A 24,615-nucleotide genomic window follows, 5' to 3' on the forward strand; every position below is an offset into this window, starting at 1 on the left:
ATTTAGAATTCTTTTATTTGATAAAACCTTCAGGATATTGCATTGTTACGCAATGCAATGATCCGTGTTGACATATTAGTGCAGAACATTCTACACCTACCACTTCGTGGTTAGGAAAAGCCAACTGCAATTGGCGGCTAGCAAGTTCATCTGTTTCTTTGTCGTTGTAGAATGGCATCAATATCGCTCCGTTCAAGATAAGAAAATTTGCATAAGTCGCAGGTAGACGTTCTCCGTCCTCGTCGTGTACTTCTTTTGCCATAGGCAGGGCAATCAACTTGTATGGATTTCCATCGTTGTCGACAAAGCTTTTTAACTGCTTTTCCATTGCGTCCAGAGCTTCGTAATGCTCGTCGCGTTCGTCATCGCATTTCACATAAGCTATTGTCTGTTCGTCGCAAAAACGAGCCAGAGTATCGATGTGACTGTCGGTATCGTCTCCGGCCAGATATCCATAATCGAGCCAAAGAACACGATTCATCCCAAAGATATCTTTCAGATATTCTTCGATTTGTTCTTTGCTCATGTACGAGTTGCGATTAGGTGATAATAGACATTCAGATGTAGTCAGAAGTGTACCTTTTCCATCCGACTCGATACCTCCACCTTCAAGTACGAAGTTTTTCTTCGACTCGTAGATGACATCATCTTCGAAGCTGTTGGCTGCATACAATGCTCTGTTTATCTGGTTGTCTTTGTCCGAAGCAAATTTCAGGCCCCAGCCATTGAAAGTAAAGTCGTAAACGACTTTGTTGCCATTTTTGAAAACAGATATAGCTCCGTGATCGCGTGCCCAAGTATCGTTGCTTGGAATCTCGATCAGACGTAAGCGTTCGGTCTTAGCTCCATTGCTTTCCAGCAATGATCTTACTAATACCTTGTTGTTGCATACTATCAGTAGATTCTGATAGTTGAGGATTGCTGTTGCCAGATTGACAAAGCAAACAGTAACTTCTTCCAACATATAATCCCAATCGGAATTGGAATGTGGCCATGTTAGTTGAATTGCGCTTTGCGAATGCCATTCGGCAGGAAAATATATTTTATCTTTCATAGTTCTCCGAAATCATAGTTCTGGTTCTACCCAGTCTCCATTTGCTTTGATGAGTTCTACTAATTTGTTGACAGCTTCATCCGAAGGGATATTTTTCTCGATTACTTCTTTTTTCTTGTAAAGAGAAATTCTTCCGACCGAAGCTCCTACGTATCCATAATCGGCATCAGCCATTTCGCCCGGACCATTTACAATACAGCCCATTACACCGATTTTCAGGTGTTTCAAGTGTGATGTTGCAGATTTAACGCGTGCAACAGTTGATTGAAGGTCGAATAGTGTTCGTCCGCAACTAGGACATGAAATATATTCGGTTTTACTTGTGCGGGCACGAACTGCTTGCAGAATACCAAACATGTATTTATCTAAGCTTCGTTGAGGAATTGCACCTTCATTGCTTAGCATGATGCCATTACCAAATCCATCAAGGAATAGAGCTCCAAAGTCGGCTGCAGCTTTGATTTGTATGTCTTCGTCGAGATTCTCGTCGTAATTTCGTACAAGAACCACTGGTGTTTGGCAGTTATTATTCATCAGCGTATGAATGATTGCACGCTGTTCTCCGACACCATTGATGTGATTGGTTGTAGCTAGTAGGACGATATCTTTTCTTTCTTTCAATGTAGAAAGTACATCTTCTGTTAATTCAGGGTAAGATATCTGTAAGAATTTCAAATCAGCTTCGTTCGAGGCTATTTCGTTATAATTCGAAGCGTTGAATATTGGGTACAGATTCTTTTCGTTAGTCCATGCTTTTGCATCTATGATAATATTGATCGATCGCGGAGCATTTTCCGGTAACGAGCTGCCAACATAAATATAGTCGGGTAGAAAATGAGGATCAAACTCGAAATTACCTTTCGAACGATCGGAAATAACAACCGGAAGATTATCTCCTCCTATATTGGCTATTGAATAAGTCTGACGTTTGTCTGGTGAAAGTAAATTGAAATCGGTATTCAATGTTGCCTTAATTTCGGCATGACCTTCACGCTCTTTTATATAATTAACCAGTTTTTTTGCAACTGGAATTTCAAATTCCGGATCTTCGCTCAACGAAACGCGAATAGTATCTCCAAGTCCATCAGCTAGAAGCGCTCCGATTCCGGCAGCTGATTTGATACGACCATCTTCTCCGTCTCCGGCTTCGGTTACTCCAAGATGAAGCGGGAAGTTTAAGCCTTCTTTGTTCATCCTTTCGACAAGCATGCGGACACTTTGAGTCATCACGATGGTGTTGGAAGTCTTCATCGAAATGACTATGTCTGTAAAGTTGTTTGCGACAAAAATATGCAGGAATTCCATGCACGATTCTACCATTCCTTCGGGAGTATCGCCATAGCGACTCATGATGCGGTCGGATAGTGATCCGTGATTGACTCCGATACGGATAGCTGTTTTATTTTCTTTACAGATTTTGATCAGCGGAAGCAACTTCTCACGGATTTTTTCTATTTCCTGTGCATACTCTTCATCTGTATATTCGAAAGTAGCGAAAGTTTTTGCACGATCAACAAAGTTGCCGGGGTTGATACGTACTTTTTCTACGTTTGCAGCAGCGGCCAAAGCTGCCTGAGGATTGAAATGTATATCTGCTACTAGAGGAGTTGTATATCCTTTTTCGCGGATGTAAGCACGTATATTGCGAAGATTTTCGGCCTCGCGAACACCTTGTGCAGTTAGGCGAACATAGTCGCCTCCGGCTTGAATGATGCGAATAGCTTGTTCGGCACTAGCCTCGGTATCATTCGTATTTGTACTTGTCATCGATTGTATACGTATAGGATTGCTGCCTCCAAGAGGGCAATTACCAATGTTTGTAACAGACGATTGACGTCTTTTATAATTGAAGTAGCTCATTTCTTTGACGATTTTATCACGATTGAGAGACAAAGATATAGATTTTTATATGATTATTTTTTTAATGGCTTATAGTTATTATTTATATTTAATAAGCTTTAAGAATCAATGTGTTGCGAACGAAAAAGGCGGATTAAGTACTAATCCGCCTTTGCTTGAATGAACAATGTCTTATTCTTTCGTATCTTCAGTAGCTTGTGTTTCCGCAGCTTCTTTCTTGGTTTCTGTTTCGGAAGGAGCTAAAGGAATAGTCACATCATCGCTTTTCATGTCATCACCTTTCAGGAATGAAGGCAGATTCATACCAGCCATATTGAATAAATCATTCAATGGAGGAACAGATTTCATGAGGCCTGAAACAAAATTTGCAGTCGTCGTATTCCCATTAGCTGAAGAACTATTCGGAGAATCCCAAACGGTAATTTTGTCAATTTTGATATTTTTGATTGCCTCAACCTGAGTTTTGACAAGCTCTGGAAGTTTTTCAATCAACAATAATTGATAAGCAGCTGTTGTGTCGCCTTGAGCAGCTTGAACAACATCTTTGTAACCTTCTGCTTGTTTTGTCAATATTTCGTATAGACCTCGTGCTTCTGCATCCATCTTCGCAAAGATAGCATCTGCTTCTCCTTTGGCTTGTTCGCGGATACGTTCCGCAGCAGCTTGCGCCTCAATAACGATTCTTTGTTTTTCGATTTCGGCAGGAACTACAACGTTTGCAACTTGTGTCGAGCGTTCTCTTTCGGCACGTGCAAGTTCGGCTTTTTGTTCAGCGACATAAGCTTCTTCCAAAGCTTTTGCTTGTTGAACTTTTTCGGCTGCAACAGCTAGACGGGCAGCTTCGGCTTCTTTTTCACGTCTTGCAGCATCCGATCCTGCAATTGTAATTTTAGCTTCATTCTCTCCTTGAACGGCAATTGCATTTGCTTCGGCAGTTTTGACACGGGTGTCTCTTTCAGCTTCTGCTTTACCGATCGATTCGTCTCTCATGGCTCCGGCGATGCTTACCTCTTTGTCTTTTTGGGTGATGGCAATTTTTACGTCACGGTCACGGTTCGTTTCTGCAATTTTTACATCACGTTCGCGGTCTGCAACAGCTTTACCTGTTTCTCCCATTTTTTCTTGCTCGGCAACACTAACTTTTGCTTCGTTGATTGCTTTGGCGGCAGCTTCTTTTCCCAATGCTTCGATATATCCCGATTCGTCGTTGATATCGGTTACGTTGACGTTGATCAGTTTAAGACCTATTTTTCGAAGTTCTGTGTCAACGTTTTTAGAGATGTTGTCTAGGAATTTATCGCGATCCGAGTTGATCTCTTCGATCATCATCGTTGCAATAACAAGACGTAGCTGTCCGAAAAGAATATCTTTTGCCAGTTCCTGAATTTGACCGGTTGTTAGTCCCAGCAAACGTTCTGCTGCATTGTTCATGTTTTCCTTTTCGGTCGAAATAGCAATTGTAAATCGACAAGGTACGTCAACACGAATGTTTTGTTTACTCAGGGCACTTGTCAAATTTGCCTCAATTGATATTGGCTTCAGGTCAAGGTAAGCGAAATCTTGAATAACCGGAATGATGAAAGCACCACCACCGTGTATACATTTGGCTGATGTGCCCCCGGTTTTACCATAGACAACCAGTATTTTGTCTGAAGGACATCTTTTATATCTGGATGATAAAGCCAAAAACGTTACCGCTATGACTACAGCCAGAACTATGACTACTGGCATGATGCCACCTTCAGACATAAAATCAGAAAGAAATAATATTACATTTCCTAATTGCATTTTGAAGTTGATTTGATTGTTATATAAATATTAATTTGCACTGTTTTAGACCGGAGTAACTGTTAGTATTCCGTTGTCGACTGAAATGACTTTGACCATCGATCCTGCTTCTATATTTTCTTTATTATGAGTTATAGCATTCAGCTCATGTGTCGTGCCACGTACACTAATAAAGATTTTACCTTTACCTTTGGCTTCACCTAGTATTTTAGTATATACGTCACCTGTTTTACCGATAGTTTCTTCTATCTTGAATGAGTTATCTTCTGCAAGTTTCATCAATGCTCTGAATACAACGAAAAATATTCCGACAAAGATCAGTCCTACTACAGTGGCTATGATTCCTACTACTATTTTAGAGTCGAAGGCATTGTAGAGGCACGCTCCGGTCCAACCGAATCCCAATAGAAAGTTGATAAGATTTCTTAGCGAGAAAAGCTGGAATGGTGCATCTACTCCATCCAGATTTCCGTCGAAATCTGCATCTACACCAGTGTCGGAGTCTGCTCCTACAAAAGTCATGATTGTTTGGATAATAAAGATGACGCTAACGCCTAAAGCAATGTACCAATACATTTGTTGTATTGGTTCCATAGTTGAGAAAAATTCTTTCATAATACTCGCTTGCTTTATAATGATATTTCGAAAATTGTTGTATTCTTTCCTTGGATAAATCTAGCTTTTAGAAGGTTTTTAGCGTTGTAGTATGACAACATGATGTGTATCTATAGCCTTCATCATAGCTAGTGCTAATATAATATAAAACTTTTGTATTTACTGATCTTAGGGTGTCGAAAAAGTGTAGTTGTGCTATAATTGTTTCTACGAAACATATTTTGTGCGGATAAAAGGCTTTGTTTTTTAGAAAAGTATTATCTTTGACCCCTAATGCGTTAATTAACTTTAAGAAAGATAAGACTATTTCGAATAATCGATAGTAAATAACTTACACAACTACTAAATCGGGTTTTAAACTACCTGTAAACAATAATTTAGAACTACAAAACTGTATCTATAAACAAGCAAGAGAGCATGAGGGATTTTTTTAGAAGAAAGCGTTTGGGCGCATCTATTTTCTTTGCATCTTTATTCATAATAACAAGCTTTATAATCATATCTTGTTCTTCAAACAAAGAACTGATAGTTAAACCATTATTTAGACAATCTCAGCGAGTGAATGTGGAACTGCCTACCGAAGGTTGGTTTGTCGATTCTATTACAGGATCGGTAATCGCTTCGGAAATTGTGGTCTATACGAATGAAGATCGCGGAGGTGAATACTATAAAATGGACTCGGTGATAAATACTCCTATTACGGGAGAAACAGATATGGTTGACTTAACTAAAGGTGTGCATAGACTGAGATCGGTAGAGGTAAAGGCTAAATACCGATTTGCTCCCGAGCGAGAAGGATATATTAATACAGACTTTCTTATAGTTGTTCCAAAAGAACTTATTTCGACAGATTGGCGAGTAGTTGTTGATCCTATTCTCATTCACAACGACTCTCTCGTATCCCTTAAACGTGTGATTGTGAAGGGTCAGGAGTTTGCCAAGAAGCAAAAAGAAAGCTATGCCGAATATCGTAAATTTTTGGGAACACTAGTAAGTAAACCCGAATACGATAAATATTTCTTAGATAAGAAGAGTGTTGCTAGAGATGTAAAAAAACAGCAGACACATTATTTCGATCAGTACTACAACGCATGGAGTAAAAGAGTGAATTTCGAAAAATGGAAATTCGATAGAGAAGATCAGGACGCGTTTTATTATGCCAAACGAATGGGCTACAATTTCAAAAAATATAATGAATATGCGTTGAAAACTTTACTCGAAACTCATCCCGATGAAAGAGGAACCAAGATATCTCTAGGTTTGAGTGATGAGTATCGTAAAAAATACGAGAAAGTAACTGAAGGTTTCCCTAGTTTGTGGAAACAGGAAGTAATGACCGAAAAAGTTGTTCCGAGGCGCTATCGCCAAACATTTCGAGATGGAATTGCCGCAAAGGATATTGTAAACAAGTATGTGACAGAAAGCGATATTCGTAAAATATCGGATAACAGATATTATTTCGACGAAATAGCCATGAATGAATCGGCTATTAATCGTCGTCATGATATATTCAAAACAATGGTTCGCTATCCTTACGATGATCCTCAAAGAGTCTATTTAGATTCTATTGTTGAAGGAAAAGAAGATTTCTTGTTACATTATCGCCATGCTTATCAGGTAGTCGAGGGGCTTAAGAATGTGCGTGTTACATTGCAGTCTCAGGTTCAGGCGATTGATCGTAGTACATATCGTACATCTGCAGCTGATACCATAACTTATGTCGTATCATCGCTTTCGCAATTGATGGATACAACTTTGATAGGTAAAAAGAATATTGTTTCTCGTTATGCCAGCGATTCTACAACAATGTACTTCGAATATCCTGCTAACGATGTTAGATTCAATATCAATTATACGATCAACAGAGCTGAAATGAAGAAATTCTTAGATCTATATGAAAGGTCTAAAAAAAATGGGTTTACGGTTGACGATATAACTCTTATAGGCTCTACGTCACTGGATGGAATGGCTTCAGCAAATGAGCGTCTGAGTGCTAGTAGACTGGAAGATGTAAGAGGTTATATTTCGAGAATGAATCCAGAGTTATCGAAGATTATTAAGACACGAAACATTGGCGAAGATATTAATACTGCGTTGGTATTAATTGAGCGTAGCGATGATCTGTTTGATAATAAAGAGGCAATATTGGATAAATTGAAAAACAATAAAAATAAAGATGCTGCTGAGGTTGAGGTAAGATATGCATTTAAGAATGATTATCAGAAAATGAGAGATCATATCTATCCAAAACTTCGTAAAGTAGAGGCTGTTTTCAATATGCATCGTTACAACGAAGATCAATATCAGGTTGCAATTGAGCAGGCTAAGAAAGATTATGCCGAAGGATTGCGCCTTCTGGAAGATAGACAGTACACCAGGTCGTACGAATTATTGGAGCAATTCTCGGATTACAATACAGCATTGGTTCTGACTTGTCTTGGACGAAATACTGATGCGTACGAGCTTCTCAAACAGTTAGATCAAAATGCCGAAAATGACTATTTGATGGCGATAGTTCTATTCCGTATGAATAATGACAGAATGGCTATTGATCATCTGATGCGTGCATGTGAGCAAGATCATGCGAAAGTTTATCGTACAAATCTGGATTCGGAGACAAAAATGTTGGTGTTGAAATACAGTTTACAATCTAGACTGGATGGTATTGTTGAGAAGTATATTAAAACTCAGTTGGATGAAGAAGTGAAGTCTGACGATGAGAATAGTGAAGACGGTGCTGAATCTGATATAGATAATCAAAATGTAAGTGCTGGCAATTAAATGTTAGATTAATGCTAGAAATGCTGTGCAGAAGATGGTTTTCGTGGTGTATTTGAAGCTGTTGGAAGCTATTTTGATAAATTAAAATTTAAAATAATTGTATTTTTTATTTGTTTATAATTAAAAAGCATTACATTTGTAGCCATACATATCAAAAACAAGAAAGATTAAATGAATCGACTTTATACATATTTCTATTTTTACTTTTACTTTTTTAGCCAAAGTAGAACAGGATTGTGTATAGATAAATGAAACGAAAACAAGTTGCGATGAATATATAGAATCCTGTCTGTAAAGACGGGATTTTTTTTTGAATATACGTTATGAAAAAAGTAGCCATACAAGGAGGATTAGGAGCTTATCATGGGATAGCAGCAGAAAATTTTTTCAACGAAGAAGTTGAAATTATACCATGTGCAACATTTCGTGATATATTTAAAGCTATTGAAAGCGAAGCCAATACGATCGGTATTATGGCTATCGAGAATACGATTGCAGGTAGTTTGTTGCCAAATTACGAGTTGCTGAAAAAGCATCGTTTGCCTATTGCTGGTGAATACAAGCAACGTATCTCGCATTGCCTGGCTGCTTTGCCCGGACAAACAATTCACGATGTGGTTGAGGTGCTTTCGCATCCGATAGCATTGATGCAGTGTAACGATTTTCTTGACACTTTACCTAGCGTTAAGGTTGTTGAACATGAAGATACTGCTCTTGCTGCGCGTGATATAGCTACTAAGCAATTGATGGGTCATGCTGCTATATGTAGCGAAAAAGCTGCCGAAATTTACGGATTGGAGATACTGGCGAGGGGAATTGAGACGAATAAGCACAATTTTACTCGCTTTCTTATTTTCGGTAATCCTTGGATTGTAGACGAATTGCAGAAAGACGAGGTGCTGAATAAATCTTCTATTGTATTCACAGTTCCTCATAGCGAGGGTAGTCTTTCGCACGTATTGTCGGTATTTTCTTTCTACAATATCAACATGACTAAGATACAGTCCTTGCCTATTATTGGTCGCGAGTGGGAGTATCAATTCTATGTTGATCTTAAATTCTCCGATATCACACGCTATCGTCAAGCACTGAGTGCTATACGCCCGCTGACAACGGATCTGATAATGTTGGGCGAATATGTTGATGGAAGACAAAGCGAAAACTAATTTGAATTAAAGAAATAACTATTATAATGAAAGCAATAACTCCGGCCAATCGGTTAAATACAGTAAGCGAATATTACTTCTCTATCAAGTTGAAAGAAGTAGCTGAAATGAATGCTCAAGGCAAGAATGTGATAAGTCTTGGTATCGGAAGCCCAGATCTTCCGCCGTCTGACGAAACTGTGGATGCACTGACATCGAGTGCCCGCATAGCATCGAATCATGGTTATCAGCCTCATGTTGGTATTCCTGAACTTAGAAATGCTTTTGCTGATTGGTATAAAAGATCATACGGAGTTACATTAGATCCCAAATCGGAAATACAGCCATTAATCGGTTCGAAACAAGGTATTTTGCATATCTCGTTGGCATTTTTGAATCCGGGAGATAAAGTCTTGGTGCCTAATCCGGGATATCCTACTTACTCGTCGGTTAGCAAGATGATCGGAGCCAAAATATGCACTTACGATTTGGATGAGAATAATGGATGGCAACCCGACTTCGAAGCGATGGAAAAAATGGATCTGTCGGATGTGAAATTGATGTGGGTTAATTATCCAAATATGCCTACTGGAGCTAATGGAACAATAGAGATATTTGAAAAACTGGTTGCTTTCGGAAAGAAACACGGAATCGTAATTGCTCACGACAATCCGTACAGCTTCATACTGAACGAGAAACCATTAAGCATTTTCATGGTCGAAGGAGCAAAAGATATTTGTATCGAATTGAATTCGTTGAGTAAATCGCATAATATGCCGGGTTGGCGTATGGGAATGATAGCTTCGAATCCGCAGTTTGTACAATGGGTGTTAAAAGTACTTAGCAATATTGAAAGTGGTATTTTGAAACCAATTCAAGAAGCTACTATTGCAGCCCTGAATAATTCTGCAGAATGGCATCGCGAACATAATATCGAGTTGTATCAGAAACGTCGTAATCTAGCAGAACAAATCATGACTCAGTTAGGATGTACGTTCGATCCGAATCAGGTAGGAATGTTTCTCTGGGGACGTATTCCCGAAGATTGTGAAAGTAGCAAGACATTAGCTGATAAGGTTCTGTACGACGCACGTGTTTTCTTGACTCCGGGTTTCATTTTCGGTGATCGTGGTGAACGTTATATTCGTATATCATTGTGTTGTAATGAAACGATGTTGTCCGAAGCTCTGGAAAGAATAAAGAATTTGTAAAATAATTATCTATATAGTAGATAATCAACAAAATAAATAGAAAAACAAACAATAGTATAAAAAGAGTAAATATCTGTTACAAGTGTTACTTTTTAGAACGTAAATAATTAAAATATAATATATTATGGAATTAGAATCAATCTTATTGCCGGGTATCGACCCAAAGCGTCCACTAGTGATTGCAGGCCCTTGTAGTGCCGAAACAGAAGAACAAGTAATGGAAACAGCCAAAGAATTGGCTGCTAACGGAGTGAAGATACTTCGTGCCGGAATCTGGAAACCTCGTACCAAACCGGGAGGCTTCGAAGGAGTAGGTAGCGAAGGACTAGCTTGGTTGAAAAACGTTCGTAAAGAAACTGGTATGTACGTATCAACCGAAGTTGCTACACAGAAGCATGTTTACGAAGCTTTGAAATACGGAGTCGATATGCTTTGGATCGGAGCACGTACTACTGCTAATCCGTTTGCTGTTCAGGAAATCGCCGAAGCATTGCAGGGTGTTGATATCCCAGTGTTGGTTAAGAATCCCGTAAATCCTGATTTGGAACTTTGGATTGGAGCACTAGAACGTTTGAGTAAAGTAGGTTTGACCCGTATCGGAGCTATTCATCGCGGATTCAGCTCATACGATCAGACAGTATACCGCAATATGCCTCAATGGCACATTCCGATCGAATTGAAACGTCGATTCCCCGATCTGCCAGTGATCTGTGATCCAAGTCATATCGGAGGACGTCGCGATTTGATTCAGCGTCTTTCACAGCAAGCTATGGATTTGAATTTCGACGGACTTATTATCGAAACTCATTGTAATCCTGACTGTGCTTGGAGTGATGCAAAACAACAAGTAACGCCAGCGACATTGAAAGAGATACTATCTGCATTGGTTGTTCGTCAGACTACTCAATCGACAGAAGATTTACGTCAGTTGCGCGAGCAAATCGACCAACTGGATGATCAGTTGCTAGAAGTATTGGCTAAGCGTATGCGTGTTTCTGGGGAAATAGGTGTTTACAAAAAAGAACACGATATGGCTATCGTTCAAACTGATCGTTACGATGATATTCTTCATAAACGCATATCGCAAGCTGAGAGAATGAATATGAATCCTGAATTTATGCGCGTTGTACTCGAAGCTATTCATGCCGAGTCGGTTCGTGTACAATTAGATATCGTCAATAAATAAGGAGATCTAAACGATGAAGATACTAATTCTTGGAGCCGGAAAAATGGGTTCGTTCTTTTCCGATGTGTTAAGTACGGATCACGAAGTTGCCATGTTTGATACTAATCCCGAACGCTTGAAGTTTACATATAATGTAATACGTATGAGCGATCCGGATGAAATATCAAAGTTTAGTCCCGATCTGGTATTGAATGCGGCAACTATTAAATACACGATCGAAGCTTTCAAATCGGTACTACCATATCTACGTAAAGATTGTATCATTTCAGATATCGCTTCGGTTAAGACCGGACTCGAAGATTTCTATAAAAGTGTCGAACAGCCTTTCGTGTCATCTCATCCCATGTTTGGTCCTACTTTTGCCAACCTACGTGATTTGAGTTCGCAAAGTGCTATTGTAATATCCGAATCGAGCGAAGAGGGTAGGAGGTTCTTCCTTGATCTGTATAATAGCTTAAAACTTCGTGTATTCGAATATACGTTTGATGAGCATGACGAGACGATTGCTTACTCGCTTTCTATCCCATTTGCTTCTACCTTGGTTTTCACTTCGGTGATGAAGCATCAAGAAGCACCGGGTACGACTTTCAAGCGTCATATGGAAATCGCCAAAGGACTTTTGTCGGAAGACGATTATCTGTTGACTGAAATTCTGTTTAACCCTTATACGCCCGATCAGATAAATGGCATCAGAGCCGAATTGAAGCACTTACTGAGTATCATCGAACGAAAGGATACAGCAGAGATGCATCAGTTCTTGTCAAAGGCAAGGGCTAATATTGCAGATAAGGCTATATAAAATAAAGAGGAGCATCAATCGATGCTCCTCTTTATTCGTTTTGTTGGGTAAACCTTAGAACTTAAGGTTAAGACCTCCCATGAAGTTTATTCCTTGATGAGTATACCCATACACTCTTTCGTATTTCTGAGAGAATACATTGTTCACGCGTGCGTTGATTGATATCCAGTCCATTACTCGGTAATCGGCTCTGAAGTTCAGCTCGTTCATATTCTTCATTGATATTGATCTTCCACCAAAGTATGCTTTGCGACCAAGTTCGAGAGTGTAGTCCATAGAAAGAGTTAAGTTAGGTAGGATTACATCTTTCACATCAGCATGAAGCTCAGCTGTCGCAGTTGGTAATCCCCATGCTTCTTTCTTAGCCGGAGCTTCCTCTACGAAATTATTCAAATTTCCGCCTTTGTATTTCACGTTGTAAGCATAGACGATGGCACGCGCCCAAAGGTTTGTTTGAGGAATCAAGTTTGTTTTAAACAAAGCACCTACTTTGCCTGTACTTAGATTGGCATATACAGCATCGCTGACATTTCCCCATGCATAGATGGCATCCAGAGTCGAGTTGTTCGAATTACCAGAAAACGGTGCATTAGTTATATACAGATGATCTCTGTTTGTTTGCTTGTATCCAGCGAAGATGTCGAATTCAACTCCGGCAAAAGCTCCAATGTTTACACCTAGTTCGGCATCGTAAACAGTTCTCGAATAGCCAATTCTATTCAATGGGTTTACGTATCTGTTTTCTTCCAGAACTTGAAGAAAGGTATTTTCGTTGATTCCTCCTGTTACACTGGCATACAGACTATTGAATTCTCCTAGTTTTACTGATGCATATAGATCTGGCGCTACGATAAAGCTGTTTTTATGATCAGTAATGAAACCTGCTTTAGCTCCTAGTTTCGCTTTCCAGTTAGAGCCTTCAAATCTGATGTATGGTACACCATAAACATGAAGCATGTTGTCGTCATTAATAGCATTGCTTAACGATTGATTCATTACATACATATCAATACCCAACCATTTCTCAGAGTCGAATTCTGTATTCAAGTCTAATTGAACATTCAACTGCCCACCTTTTTGTCCATCAAGTTCGGGGTGTGTACCGTATTTACTCTTGAAACTACGATAGCTGATTTTTCCATCGTAATTCAATGCAGGTTTGCTTTCGTCTCTCGATTTCAATGCAGCAGCGAATCCAATGACAGAAATATTTTGTTTCTTGTCGAAATTAGGTAGATTATCTAAGTTGTCTAACAGTTCGTTAGATATAAATGGGTTGCCATAATAGTTATATCCCAGATTGCGATACAGCGCTTCGATAGACAGAATGGACGGATCGAATGTATGCTGATAATTCAGGTTTACATTGATGTCGCTATACTTAGCTTTCATCCTTTTATAGTACATACTTTCGGCATAGCTTAGCTTTCCGTTAGTAGCATCGTATGAACCAAATAGATTCAGACGATCTCTTTCCGAGTTAACAATGCGATACCCCAATGCTCCGTCTATATTTGCATAATTGCCGGCAGCTATCTGCGCATAGCCTCGTTTTTTGCTATACTCTACATCGGTCATTATTTCTCCTGCTCTGGAATCCCCTAAGCGATTGTTGTTGATCAGTAGTTGTGGAGCTTTCTGCTCGAAGTTCAAACTCTTCTTCTGAACGTTTGGTTCGAAGATAGAAGGATTCGAATTGATGCGCGAAGCCTCGTTGATTGTAGGGCTATACTCACGCTGAAGAATTACTTGTTTGTTCAGAACAGTATCCTTAGCTGCAGTCTGAGCATTGAGAGTCAACGAAGCAGCTGATAGTCCGATTAGTAATATTGATTGATATATTGTTCTCATTGTTCGATTTCTTTTAATGAATTGCTGTACTTAGATTAGTTGTTACCTAGTTCTGCCAAACGAGTTGATACAGACTCCTGAATATCGGGTTCAGTACCTTTGTAATTTGCCTGCAAGCTTTCTAGCCATTGACGAGCTTGGAAATTGTCGCCTTTAGCTTTGTAAGTATCCGATAGAACAATCAGAGCACGAGCCATCCAGTATTCATGTGGTGTACCTTTCTTCATGAAGTCGTTGACTTGTTTTTCTGCTAAATCTAAGAAGCGTTTGTCGTAATACATCTGTGCAAGTAGATATTGCGATTCTGCACCCGAAATAGAGCGAGTATCTTTAGCTACTTCTGTCAAATCTTTGATAGCATCATCTACACGGCCGATGTTGCGAAGTGATTGTCCGCGATAGAAACGAGCCTCGCTTGCCACTTTGTCTGAAACTTTGCCGTCTGCCAATATTTTGTTTGCAGCATCTACAACCGCATTGTCTTGTTGAGTCAGATATGCACAACGTAGCATTCCTAGTTGAGCTATTCCTTTATTCTCATTGCTGTTCGAAGCTTCATACAGATGTTTATATGTTTCGTATGCTGCTGCGTAATCTTTATTATCGAATTGGATTCCAGAAGTGTAGATCAACGCGTCGTCCATATATTTTGGATTAGCCGATTTGATCGCTTCTTGGAAATGATTCAATGCAGCTTGCTTATCGTTAGCATCGAACAAGATAGATCCGAGGTTGAAGTTAGCATCTCCGCTGTAAACTCCATTCGGATATGATTGAAGATATTTTGCAAATGCTGATTTCGCTTGCGATTGTTGCCCTTTCAGGTAAAGAGCTTCAGCTGCCAGATATGTCAATGAATCCTGACGGATAGATGAAACAGAGAAATTGCCACCCAATGAGTTCATATAAGCAGCATAGCTTTGAATATCGTTCAGGTCTTTGTAAACGGCTTCCATACTGCGAATTGAAAGGCGGGCTTCTTCCGTATTCGGATAATTACTGATTACTCGTTTGTAAGTATCGATAGCTTTCTGTGCTTGATTTATATTGTAGTACGATTGTCCTAATTGAACTCCTGCTTCGGGCGCAATTGCCGAACGCGAGTAGTTTGTCAGCAAATTCTCAAGTACAGGAATAGCATCCTTTTCGCGGTTTAGCATAATCAGAGATTTACTCTTTTCCATCAAAGCATCCGGATAGTAAACAGAGTTGGGGTATTTGTACATCATATTATCCAATGCTGTAATTTTACCACGATAGTCGCGTTGCATACCTTTGACAAATGCTTTTTGGAATTCTGCATAATCTGCATTCCCTCCTGCTGCATTAGCTGCTTGTGAATAATAGCGTTCAGCTTCAGCAAACGAACGTCCATTCAAATATGTATCTCCGATGCGATTTAGTGCGTCCGAGTAGATCGGTTTCGTATTATCTCTTTCGGCTGAAACGTATTTTTTGAAAGCGTCTTGTGCCTTTGCATAGTTCTTCAATTGGAAATTTGAATACCCTAAATTGTAAAGAGCTAAAGCGTAATTTGATTGCGATGAACCTGCATTTGATATATACGATGAGAAGTCGCTGATCGCATTATGATAAGATGCCATACGATAATTCGCTTCACCACGCCAGAAATATGATTCGTTGCGAGCTTGAGTATTCAAATTACCCATGTTGATAGCTGAATTCAGATTAGTCAAGGCTTGACTGTAATTGCCATCGATGCAGTTTTGAATGCCTTCTTGCGATAGCAGTACTTGTTTAGCTTCAAGAACTGGTCTTCCCGGAGACTTCATTCTGTCGATAGCTTGTAAAGCCATTTTGTAATTCTTTGTCGAAAGCAATGTATTTGCCATCAGGTTGTTGATCTCGTCAGTGTGGCGAGATGTAGGATATTCGCTCAAGAAACGTTGGCAAGCATCAATCGATTGTCCGAAAGTTGCAACTGCTCCTTTGTTTAGCAATAATACATAATTGTAAAGTGCATCTTCGCTGATTTTTCTATCAAATTGAGCTCTTGAAGCAGCATCGAATGCCATTAGTGCATTAGCGTCATTTCCTAGTTTTACATTTGTTTGTCCTAATAGCATATAGCCGGCTTGTCCTAATAGGTCGTTGTTCGAAGCTACTACTTTCAGTACATCTGCTGCCTGAGGGTATGTGTTGCTCTGATAATAAGCATTACCCAGCTGGAACATATCTTCGCGGAAAAGCTCAGCTCCCGATTGCATGAAACGTTCGTAGTTTAGAACTGTATTTACCATGTCGCCAGCTTTGTAATAGCAATTAGCTAATAAGCGATAAACTTCTCCTTTATTCTCGTTTTGAGGATAATTAGCAACAAAGCTGCGTCCTTCGCGTATTGTTTCCTCGTATTGCCCATCCAAGTATGAACTTTGGATCAGGTAGAATGTTGCATTTTCGCGGTAAGCCGATTTGTCTTTCAGTTTTCTGAAGACCGAAGCAGACTCTTTATAGTTGCCATCTTTGAAGTTGATAACGGCATAATAGAAAGATGATGCTTCTCCGTATTTTTTGTTATTGGTCAATTGACTGAAAAGACGTTTTGCTTCGGCTGATTTACCAGTCTGCATCAGCGAGTAAGCCATGCGGTAGTTATAATCTCCTCGTTCGTCTTTTTCCAATAAATCGCCATTGCTTTTCGATAACCAGAACAAAGCTTTGTCCCATTCTTTGTTTTGGAAATGGATTGTTCCAGTATAGAAGTTTAGTTTGTCGTTATGCAATGTTCCGGGATATTCTTCCAGGTAGTTTTTTATCTCATTCAGAATATTTGGTGTTCCCATATAGAATTCTGCACCCAGAATCATATATTTAGCATCCTCAACTTTTTGCTGATCTTTCGAATGTTTGATAAACTCAGTCAGTGTATTGATTGTACCTGCATAATTTCGGTCGATGAACATCTCTCGCCCTTGGTTGAACAGGCGGTCTGGCTGTGCATAGTGTACCGATTTTTGGGCATAGGTAAACTGTGTTGCACAAATGATAGTCAGTCCGATGAATATTTTCTTCATACCTTAACTTTTTGTTGTATTGATTTAATAATTTTCTTTATTGACATGAGACCAAAATCTTCAGGATTGAGGTCTTCTATTTTTTTGAATTCTAATTTTGCTACATCGTCTTCGGCCTTCAGACTGTCTATGTTATCAACTTGACATCGATAAACGAGATCAAGTGTGTGAACTTCGAAGTCCGAATAGTTATAGATGTTAGGGATCGAGAACAAATATTGTACTCCACTCACTTCGAGATGAGTTTCTTCTTTTACCTCGCGAGCAATTGCTTCTTCACCCGTTTCGTACATGTCAACGAATCCTCCCGGAAGGTCGTATGTTCCCTTTGCTGGTTCTTTTGCACGAGTGGCAACTAGCAATTCGTTATTTTCGTTGATGATAATTGCTACTGTTGCAGCACTGGAGTTGAAGTAGTAAGTAAAGCCGCATTTGTGGCAATGCTTTGACTTGAAGTTGTTAACAACAAACTTGTCAGAACCACATTTAGGGCAATATTTAAACTTATCCAAAGGATGTTGCATCTGTTATTTGTTTTGTTCTTTTTTGTATTCCTCAGCTACAGTGCATAGCTCGTTATACCAGTCTTCACCAAATTTTCTAATGAGTGGTTCTTTCAGAAATTGATAGATTCGCAGGCCTTTTTTCTTGCCAAGCAATACTGCCGCTTTACAGACAGACCATCGGTGGTAGTTCAGTGCTACAAAATCACGATATTGTTCGAGCCTGATAGGGTAAAGGTGGCATGATATGGGTTTGTAGAAATCTATCTTGCCTGCTTTGTATGCTTTCTCTATCGCGCATTTACAAATACCCGTCTCGTCGTAATACGTGAAAACACAGTCTTTGCCATTGATGATGGATGTGACCATATCGCCATCGTCATCCTTATAGGCAACTCCTTGCCCATTAATCAATTTTTGTGCCGCAGGCGACAAATCGTCCCATACTGCGGGTAATATTTTTTCTAAGATTTCAACTTCTTCGTTTTCGAGTGGCGCTCCTGATTCACCTTCTACGCAGCACTCTCCTTTGCAGGCCGATAAATCGCATAGAAACTCTTCTTCGATGATATCGCGCCCTACTATGGCATCTCCTATTTGGAACATTGGTTCTCTTTTGTATTATAAACTCTATGAAATTTTAGCAAATATAAGCTATTTTATCTTGGTATTCAGTTTGCTGGTATAGTCAATGGTTAATATTTGTCAGAGTTTTAACACTATTTATTTCTATAACAAAGTCTTAGTATTAATTTTTGTAAAATTTGTGCATTGCGATAAATTCTAGTATTTTTGCAGTGCTTCTATAAAGCATCTGGCGCAGTAGTTCAATGGATAGAATAGAAGTTTCCTAAACTTTAGATTCGGGTTCGATTCCCGGCTGTGCTACAAAGAAACCACCTTAGAAAAGGCGGTTTCTTTGTTTAGACTTGAAGAATGATTAAGCGTTTCTAAACATTTACCTTGGCAAAAACGTTTATCACAGTATTATACATAAACTTAGTCTCAAATGTTAGCAACCCGCGATATCGAAAATCTGGATGATATAAAAAGAATGGTGGATTTATTTTACGGAAAAGTTCGCAAAGATAAGTTGATAGGTCCAATTTTCAATGAGAAGATACAAAATCATTGGCCGGAACATCTGTCAAAACTATACTCCTTTTGGCAAGGATTGTTGTTAGGAGAGCGTACTTATTCCGGATTCCCATTTCCTCCACATGCACAATTACCTATCGATAAATTGCATTTTGACCGTTGGCTAACTCTGTTCACAGAAATCGTGGACGAGCTATTTGTTGGCCCCGTTGCGGATGAAGCAAAAGATCGTGCATATAGGATAGGTGATACTTTTCAGGAAAAGTTACGTTATATCCGCAATAAGTCAGAGGACTGAAATCACTAGATTGCATTTGGATCAATGGATAAATCCTTGTATTTAGGATTAAATTCTAAATTATATATTATTCTTTCGGCTACAAGTTTCTTGAAATCGAAGATCCTATTTAAGCCTTGTGGTAAAGCGTGTGCAGCTTCATGGAAAGATTCTTTAAACAATAATCCATAATTCATCCGGATCATAAATTCTTGTTCGGTTTGCGCTATCGTATTTCCTCTTATAAATTTTTCGGCAAGTATATCTAGGTTGTTAATTATATCAGTTTTATCGCACTTGAACATCTGTTGAGGCAAACCTTGGAATAGATATTGAAATAGTCTCAAGCATTCGTAGTAGTATGAAGAAACAAGCCTGTTCCGATCGGATAATACAAAGATGATAGTTCTAAGGAGTTCGTAGTAATGACCATGCTTCATGGTAAAACCATAGTTGCTAGCCCAATAGTTATATGATCTGATTAACCCAAGTGGGTCATTTTGAGGAAAAATAATTCCCCGCAGAATTCCAATAAACACAGAAAGCTCTATCTGATGGTCTGATGATTTGTTGTATTGTATGCAATATCTATTAATCTCACCCTCTATTCTATTCAGATATTCATAATACATAGCTTCGGGCTTAATGAGTGTATAACAAATATAAGTAAAATAGCTGATTAAGTCAAGTAATTAGGCTTGTTGATATGAAATATGTATTATGATTGCTGGCTCTCTTATATTCTATTTTTGTCTATCTTTGATTTATGAAAGTACGTAAGATTGTAGCATCATTAATTGTTGTTTATAATTTGATAGGCCTAACTGCAGTGTTAGGCTTAGCGCCAAGTGATCCTTTTTATTGGGATGGTAGTGTATTTCTCCTTCTTTTTACTTTTCCTATTACAATTATTAGTTTTGGCTTTAGGTATTCAGTCGCAGGATATCTTCCTGTAGTAGTAATTATACAACTTATTATACTTGGAATAACTCTTTTAATTGGAGATTTTGTCACTAAAGGTATTATGAAGAATATAAAAAAAGAGCGATGATTAATCGCCCTTTCAAATTTTTATTATTTCATTTTATAGTCTTTCAATCAATCCTAAGTTTTCCATTTTTCGTCTCGAAGCCTCTTCGTCGAAAGAGTCTACGTTAGACTTAAATTCAACTCTGTCGGAACAGGCGCCAATGATAAATTGAAGAGAGAAAACAGAATTTTGTTCATTGTCTTTCAATTCAAAGAAATTGTCCGAGCGTTCAATACTTAAAATATTTGCATTATCTATTCCTCCGGCTAATGCTATTTCTCTTAATTGTTGATCTGTAATGTTCATAATTATTTGTTTTTTGAGTCCTTAATATTGCAAATATATTCAAATTATTTCTTCTTGAACAATGAAACGATAAATAGTAATATTATTGCACCAATGGTCGCCATGACCAGGTTACCCCATATTCCTCCACTAGAGCTGATTCCCAATAAGCTATAAGCCCAGCCGCCGATAACACCTCCGACTAGACCTATGATTACATTCATGATAAAACCGAAACCTTTACCTTTCATAATCTTCCCTGCTATTACTCCGGCAAGCAGTCCTACGATTATTGACCAAATAATACCTAATCCTCCCATAATGTTGTTTTTAAGTTTGATTTCAAATATATGCAAAGCATCTTGAATTAGGATAGTAAAATACGTTTTTATTGCGTATAAATACTTGTTTGATTATTGTTTTCTTAAAACTCTGATAGATGTTATCTTTTGCTTATTGATTCTTCTTATATCTCTCATTTAGATGTTGTTAGTTCGAAAAAAGTTCATATCTTTGTAATGTGTTTTTCATGGTATTAGATTAAGGTTAACAATGAAGATTGGTTGTCGTGATGACAACCTTTTCTTTTTTATAGCCGAACCTATCTTGAATTAAACTTAACAGCCGTTTAACCATCCTGTAATAACTATCTTCTAAATTCAAATTGAATCTTTAAAAGACGATGTTATGAATATCAATTTGATTTTATTCGGTATAATTGCAGCGGTCTATCTGATATTTTCTATCTGCTGTATATTTGGTTTTGTGGCGCAAGAAGAGAACGAAAAATAAGCTATCTTCTTAGTTAAGGTGAATAGTTTATTGAAAACTTGTGATGTTGGAAACAAAAATACTTGTATTGTTGTTATGTAAATTAATTCTAAATAAAAGATGTCTATAAACGGCTCGAATTAAAAATATTGTATATTTGTATCCGAAATTATATATAAAGAGTGCAAAGACGAGAGTTGAAACATAATATAATAATTGGGCTATTAGTATTTTTATTCTTAGCTCCATTTGTTTCGCAATCCATTCACGTTTACGAGAATGAATGTATAGAACATGCATGCCCGCATTCTGATGATAAGGCAACTCATAAACATGATTGTAATACATGTAAAGTCTGCCAATTTCATTTTTCACTTTTTACCGAAGCAGATCCTTTATTGTTGAATATAAAACCGACTGAATTAAGTCGTTTGATTTATTCATCATACCAAGAAAAAGGATATTATTCAATATTTAACCTTAGCCAATTACGTGCTCCACCGCATTCATTTGTTTTATGAAATCCGAATTTGAAGGTAGATTTCTCTATCCTTCATAAATCAATTTTACATTTTTATCAAAACAAATATTTATATGCATAACCGATTTATTCTGGCTATGTTTATGTTAGTATTTGTATTGCCGGTTTCAGCTCAGCAAAATGACTCTATCAAACAGGTCGATTTGGGCGATGTAACTGTTACAGCACGATCTTTCAAGAAATCGAGCCAATTAAATTCATCTCAATCAGTAGATGTGGCCGAGAAAGATTTTCTGGACAGACATTTTTCGGGCAATATAATGCAAGCATTGGAATATATTCCGGGAGTCAAATCAATGGATATCGGATCTGGTTTTTCCAAACCAATGATCCGTGGGATGGGCTTCAATAGACTATCCGTTACCGAAAATGGTATTAAGCAAGAAGGACAGCAATGGGGTAGCGATCATGGCCTAGAAATCGATGCTTTCAATGTGGAACAAGTTACTATACGCAAGGGGCCATCCTCACTCTTATATGGGAGTGATGCTATGGGTGGTGTTGTAGAAATCAGCCAGATTCCTGCACCACTAGAAAATCAAATCTTTGGCGAGGCCGTTTTTCTGGGCAAGAGTGTAAATGAAATGCTCGGGGGCTCGGTGCTAGTTGGGTTTAAGAAGAATAATTTTTATACCAAACTACGTTATTCTGAAAAGCAATGTGGAGATTATCGGATTCCGACCAATGAGATAGAATATCTAACTCAGCGAATCCCTATCTATGGAGGTAAATTAAAAAATACTGCGGGTTATGATCGCAGTATAAATTGGTATACCGAATATAGAAAAGGACGATATCTTTCAAATTACTCGTTGAGTAATACTTATCAGAAGGCGGGATTCTTCCCGGGGGCTCATGGTACACCGGACTCAGATAGAGTGAAGGATGATGGCGATAGCCGAAATATAGATTTTCCCTATAGCAAGGTTAATCACCTTAAAGTAACCTCTCGTCAGCAGTATGTTTGGAATAAATTTGTGGCTTCGTTAGATTTAGGTTATCAGAATAACCACCGCGAAGAGTGGAGCTTGTTTCATACGCATTATGGAGCTGCGCAATCTCCTCCCGAAAAAGATCCGAACAAAGAGCTGATGTTTACACTTGATACCTATAGCTCATCTCTGAAGATTAAAACCATTGGTCTTGATAACTGGGAGTATAGTTTTGGTGCAGATGTACAATATCAAAAGAATCGAATAGGGGGCTATTCGTTTTTATTGCCCAGATATAATCGTTTTACAGCAGGATTATTTGGACTGGCTACTTGGAAAATTGCAGATAACCTGACTATCAGTGGAGGTTTGAGATACGATCATGGTCGAGTTAAAATATACGAGTTCCTTGATTCCCATCTCGAAGAATACTTGACAGATAAAGGCGAAAATCCAGAAATCGTAGACGAGTATAAATGGCGAAGCCGGTCATTGACTAGAGATTTTGGCGATTTATCAGGCTCTATAGGCGTCGTTTGGAATATCCATAATACACATTTGTTGAAAGCGAATATCGGACATAGTTTCAGATTGCCCGGAGCGAACGAATTGGCTGCTAATGGGGTCCATCATGGAACCTTCAGATACGAGCAGGGAGATGCTTCGTTGAAGTCGGAAAAAGGATGGCAATTCGATACTTCTTATCTGTATGAAAAGAATGGAATTCAATTGTCTGTATCTCCGTTTGCTAGCTGGTTCAGTAATTATATTTTCTTGAATCCAACCGGAGAATGGCCTGAGGCTAGCTTACCTCATACAGGTCAGGTTTACAGATTTACAGGAGCTGAAGCTGTTTTTGCAGGAACTGAACTGTCGTTTAGTATCGATTTTCTGCGACGGTTCAACTATTCGTTCGTCGGAGAATATATTTATACTTATAATGTAGATCGGAAGACAGCATTGAGTTTTTCTCCTCCTGCATCGATGCGAAACACTATAACATGGAGTAATAAGATGTTCCAAGTATATGGAGAATTACAAAGTATTGCATCGCAAAACAGAATTGCCAATAACGAAAGTAAGACTGATGGGGCAAACCTTGTTCACTTGGGAGCAAATGCAAGTTTAACTCTTGGAAAAACGACTCTCGAAATCGGACTCTCAGTACGTAATCTGATGGATACAAAGTATTATAATCATTTAAGTTTTTACAGAAAAGTAGAAATCCCCGAGCCGGGACGGAACTTTCAATTATCAATTAGAATACCCTTTAAAAGTTTATTAAAATGAAAACAAAAATTAATCTTATATATTTAGCAATTATTGGTCTTGTATTGACATTTACGTTCACATCGTGTGGCGATGATGATGGAGATACAACTCCCCCTCAGGTAAAATTGATAACTCCAGCCGAAGGAGCTGAACTAGTGGCCGGAACAAATATGGAATTGGTTATGGAGTTGGTAGATAATGAGATGTTGAAATCCTATAAGTTGGAAATTCACGATAATTTTAACGGGCATAGCCATGGAGATGGGCACGATCATGATCATACAAAATCGCTGAAATCAACTGAGAAAACTGAACCTTTCTTCTTTGCCAAAGCATGGGACTTAACAGATAAAAGTGCCAAGGTAAATCATTCAGAAGTGCTTATTCCAGAAAATGCAACTCCGGGCAAATATCATTTAATTGTATATTGCTTTGATGCTTCAGGAAATGAAACTTACGTAACCCGTAACATTGTTATCGTAGATAAAGACCACGATCATGAACATGACCATGATCACGAACATTAAGAATGTGACTGACTCTCAATAATAAAAGTCCTCGAATACATGTTGATTCGGGGA

General features: G+C 38.5%; 20 protein-coding genes and 1 tRNA gene. 10 read left to right on the forward strand and 11 right to left on the reverse strand.

Features of this window, described 5'->3' with window-relative positions:
• Nucleotides 1–13: 13 nt before the first annotated feature.
• The 4 genes from C1A06_RS10830 to C1A06_RS10845 all read right to left on the reverse strand — a co-directional run bounded on the left by C1A06_RS10830 (nt 14) and on the right by C1A06_RS10845 (nt 5,317).
• Nucleotides 14–1,054, reverse strand: a complete 1,041-nt coding sequence (locus tag C1A06_RS10830; protein ID WP_101690276.1) for an agmatine deiminase family protein — start codon at nt 1,052–1,054, stop codon at nt 14–16.
• A 12-nt stretch (nt 1,055–1,066) separates the two neighbouring features.
• On the reverse strand, nt 1,067–2,914 hold the full coding sequence (locus C1A06_RS10835) for a 4-hydroxy-3-methylbut-2-en-1-yl diphosphate synthase (protein ID WP_101690277.1): 1,848 nt from the start codon (nt 2,912–2,914) through the stop codon (nt 1,067–1,069).
• Nucleotides 2,915–3,085: 171 nt separating this feature from the next.
• Complete coding sequence (locus tag C1A06_RS10840) at nt 3,086–4,645, reverse strand: flotillin family protein (RefSeq protein ID WP_185116839.1); 1,560 nt, start codon at nt 4,643–4,645, stop codon at nt 3,086–3,088.
• 102 nt (nt 4,646–4,747) lie between these two features.
• Nucleotides 4,748–5,317 (reverse strand): NfeD family protein, encoded by a 570-nt coding sequence (locus C1A06_RS10845; protein ID WP_101690278.1) that lies wholly within the window; start codon nt 5,315–5,317, stop codon nt 4,748–4,750.
• A 417-nt stretch (nt 5,318–5,734) separates the two neighbouring features.
• Here C1A06_RS10845 and C1A06_RS10850 point away from each other — a divergent pair, with 417 nt between their 5' ends.
• The 5 genes from C1A06_RS10850 (at nt 5,735) to C1A06_RS10870 (ending at nt 12,439) form a co-directional block, all read left to right on the forward strand.
• Entirely contained in the window at nt 5,735–8,098 is a 2,364-nt protein-coding gene (locus C1A06_RS10850; protein WP_145996386.1) for a hypothetical protein, read from the forward strand.
• 323 nt (nt 8,099–8,421) lie between these two features.
• Nucleotides 8,422–9,264, forward strand: coding sequence for a prephenate dehydratase (locus C1A06_RS10855; RefSeq protein ID WP_101690280.1), 843 nt, complete (start codon nt 8,422–8,424; stop codon nt 9,262–9,264).
• Nucleotides 9,265–9,290: 26 nt separating this feature from the next.
• Nucleotides 9,291–10,454, forward strand: coding sequence for a pyridoxal phosphate-dependent aminotransferase (locus C1A06_RS10860; protein ID WP_101690281.1), 1,164 nt, complete (start codon nt 9,291–9,293; stop codon nt 10,452–10,454).
• Between the two features lie 124 nt (nt 10,455–10,578).
• Nucleotides 10,579–11,640: a bifunctional 3-deoxy-7-phosphoheptulonate synthase/chorismate mutase type II gene (locus C1A06_RS10865; RefSeq protein WP_101690282.1), complete on the forward strand. Its 1,062-nt coding sequence runs from the start codon at nt 10,579–10,581 to the stop codon at nt 11,638–11,640.
• 13 nt (nt 11,641–11,653) lie between these two features.
• The gene (locus tag C1A06_RS10870; protein WP_101690283.1) at nt 11,654–12,439 is read left to right on the forward strand and encodes a prephenate dehydrogenase; all 786 of its coding nucleotides are present in this window, start codon (nt 11,654–11,656) and stop codon (nt 12,437–12,439) included.
• 54 nt (nt 12,440–12,493) lie between these two features.
• Here the strand turns inward: C1A06_RS10870 and C1A06_RS10875 are convergent, their stop codons facing one another.
• From C1A06_RS10875 to C1A06_RS10890, 4 genes are read right to left on the reverse strand one after another with little or no spacing between them, the layout of a single operon-like run.
• Complete coding sequence (locus tag C1A06_RS10875; protein WP_101690284.1) at nt 12,494–14,290, reverse strand: TonB-dependent receptor; 1,797 nt, start codon at nt 14,288–14,290, stop codon at nt 12,494–12,496.
• A gap of 35 nt (nt 14,291–14,325) precedes the next feature.
• Nucleotides 14,326–17,325 (reverse strand): tetratricopeptide repeat protein, encoded by a 3,000-nt coding sequence (locus tag C1A06_RS10880; RefSeq protein ID WP_101690285.1) that lies wholly within the window; start codon nt 17,323–17,325, stop codon nt 14,326–14,328.
• Complete coding sequence (locus tag C1A06_RS10885; protein ID WP_101690286.1) at nt 17,322–17,849, reverse strand: NUDIX domain-containing protein; 528 nt, start codon at nt 17,847–17,849, stop codon at nt 17,322–17,324. The genes C1A06_RS10880 and C1A06_RS10885 overlap by 4 nt, the downstream gene beginning before the upstream one ends.
• 3 nt (nt 17,850–17,852) lie before the next feature.
• Nucleotides 17,853–18,434 (reverse strand): DUF3109 family protein, encoded by a 582-nt coding sequence (locus C1A06_RS10890; RefSeq protein ID WP_101690287.1) that lies wholly within the window; start codon nt 18,432–18,434, stop codon nt 17,853–17,855.
• Nucleotides 18,435–18,644: 210 nt separating this feature from the next.
• Here C1A06_RS10890 and C1A06_RS10895 point away from each other — a divergent pair.
• Both C1A06_RS10895 and C1A06_RS10900 read left to right on the forward strand, forming a co-directional pair.
• A tRNA-Arg gene (locus C1A06_RS10895) sits at nt 18,645–18,716 on the forward strand.
• Between the two features lie 121 nt (nt 18,717–18,837).
• The gene (locus C1A06_RS10900) at nt 18,838–19,224 is read left to right on the forward strand and encodes a group III truncated hemoglobin (protein ID WP_101690288.1); all 387 of its coding nucleotides are present in this window, start codon (nt 18,838–18,840) and stop codon (nt 19,222–19,224) included.
• Nucleotides 19,225–19,229: 5 nt separating this feature from the next.
• Here C1A06_RS10900 and C1A06_RS10905 read toward each other — a convergent pair whose 3' ends face one another.
• A complete protein-coding gene (locus tag C1A06_RS10905; RefSeq protein ID WP_101690289.1) occupies nt 19,230–19,835 on the reverse strand; it encodes a hypothetical protein in 606 nt (201 codons plus the stop codon).
• Between the two features lie 134 nt (nt 19,836–19,969).
• On the opposite strand from C1A06_RS10905, the gene C1A06_RS10910 reads away from it, so the two are divergent.
• A complete protein-coding gene (locus tag C1A06_RS10910; protein ID WP_101690290.1) occupies nt 19,970–20,254 on the forward strand; it encodes a hypothetical protein in 285 nt (94 codons plus the stop codon).
• Nucleotides 20,255–20,287: 33 nt separating this feature from the next.
• Here the strand turns inward: C1A06_RS10910 and C1A06_RS10915 are convergent, their stop codons facing one another.
• On the reverse strand, nt 20,288–20,539 hold the full coding sequence (locus tag C1A06_RS10915) for a hypothetical protein (protein WP_101690291.1): 252 nt from the start codon (nt 20,537–20,539) through the stop codon (nt 20,288–20,290).
• Nucleotides 20,540–20,583: 44 nt separating this feature from the next.
• Nucleotides 20,584–20,838, reverse strand: a complete 255-nt coding sequence (locus C1A06_RS10920; RefSeq protein ID WP_101690292.1) for a GlsB/YeaQ/YmgE family stress response membrane protein — start codon at nt 20,836–20,838, stop codon at nt 20,584–20,586.
• 1,045 nt (nt 20,839–21,883) lie between these two features.
• Here C1A06_RS10920 and C1A06_RS10925 point away from each other — a divergent pair.
• Nucleotides 21,884–24,052 (forward strand): TonB-dependent receptor, encoded by a 2,169-nt coding sequence (locus C1A06_RS10925; RefSeq protein ID WP_245872050.1) that lies wholly within the window; start codon nt 21,884–21,886, stop codon nt 24,050–24,052.
• Complete coding sequence (locus tag C1A06_RS10930; RefSeq protein WP_101690293.1) at nt 24,049–24,561, forward strand: DUF4625 domain-containing protein; 513 nt, start codon at nt 24,049–24,051, stop codon at nt 24,559–24,561. The genes C1A06_RS10925 and C1A06_RS10930 overlap by 4 nt, the downstream gene beginning before the upstream one ends.
• Nucleotides 24,562–24,615: the final 54 nt, after the last annotated feature.

Origin of the sequence: Dysgonomonas massiliensis (genome assembly GCF_900240225.1) — a bacterium.
GTDB lineage: Bacteria > Bacteroidota > Bacteroidia > Bacteroidales > Dysgonomonadaceae > Dysgonomonas > Dysgonomonas massiliensis.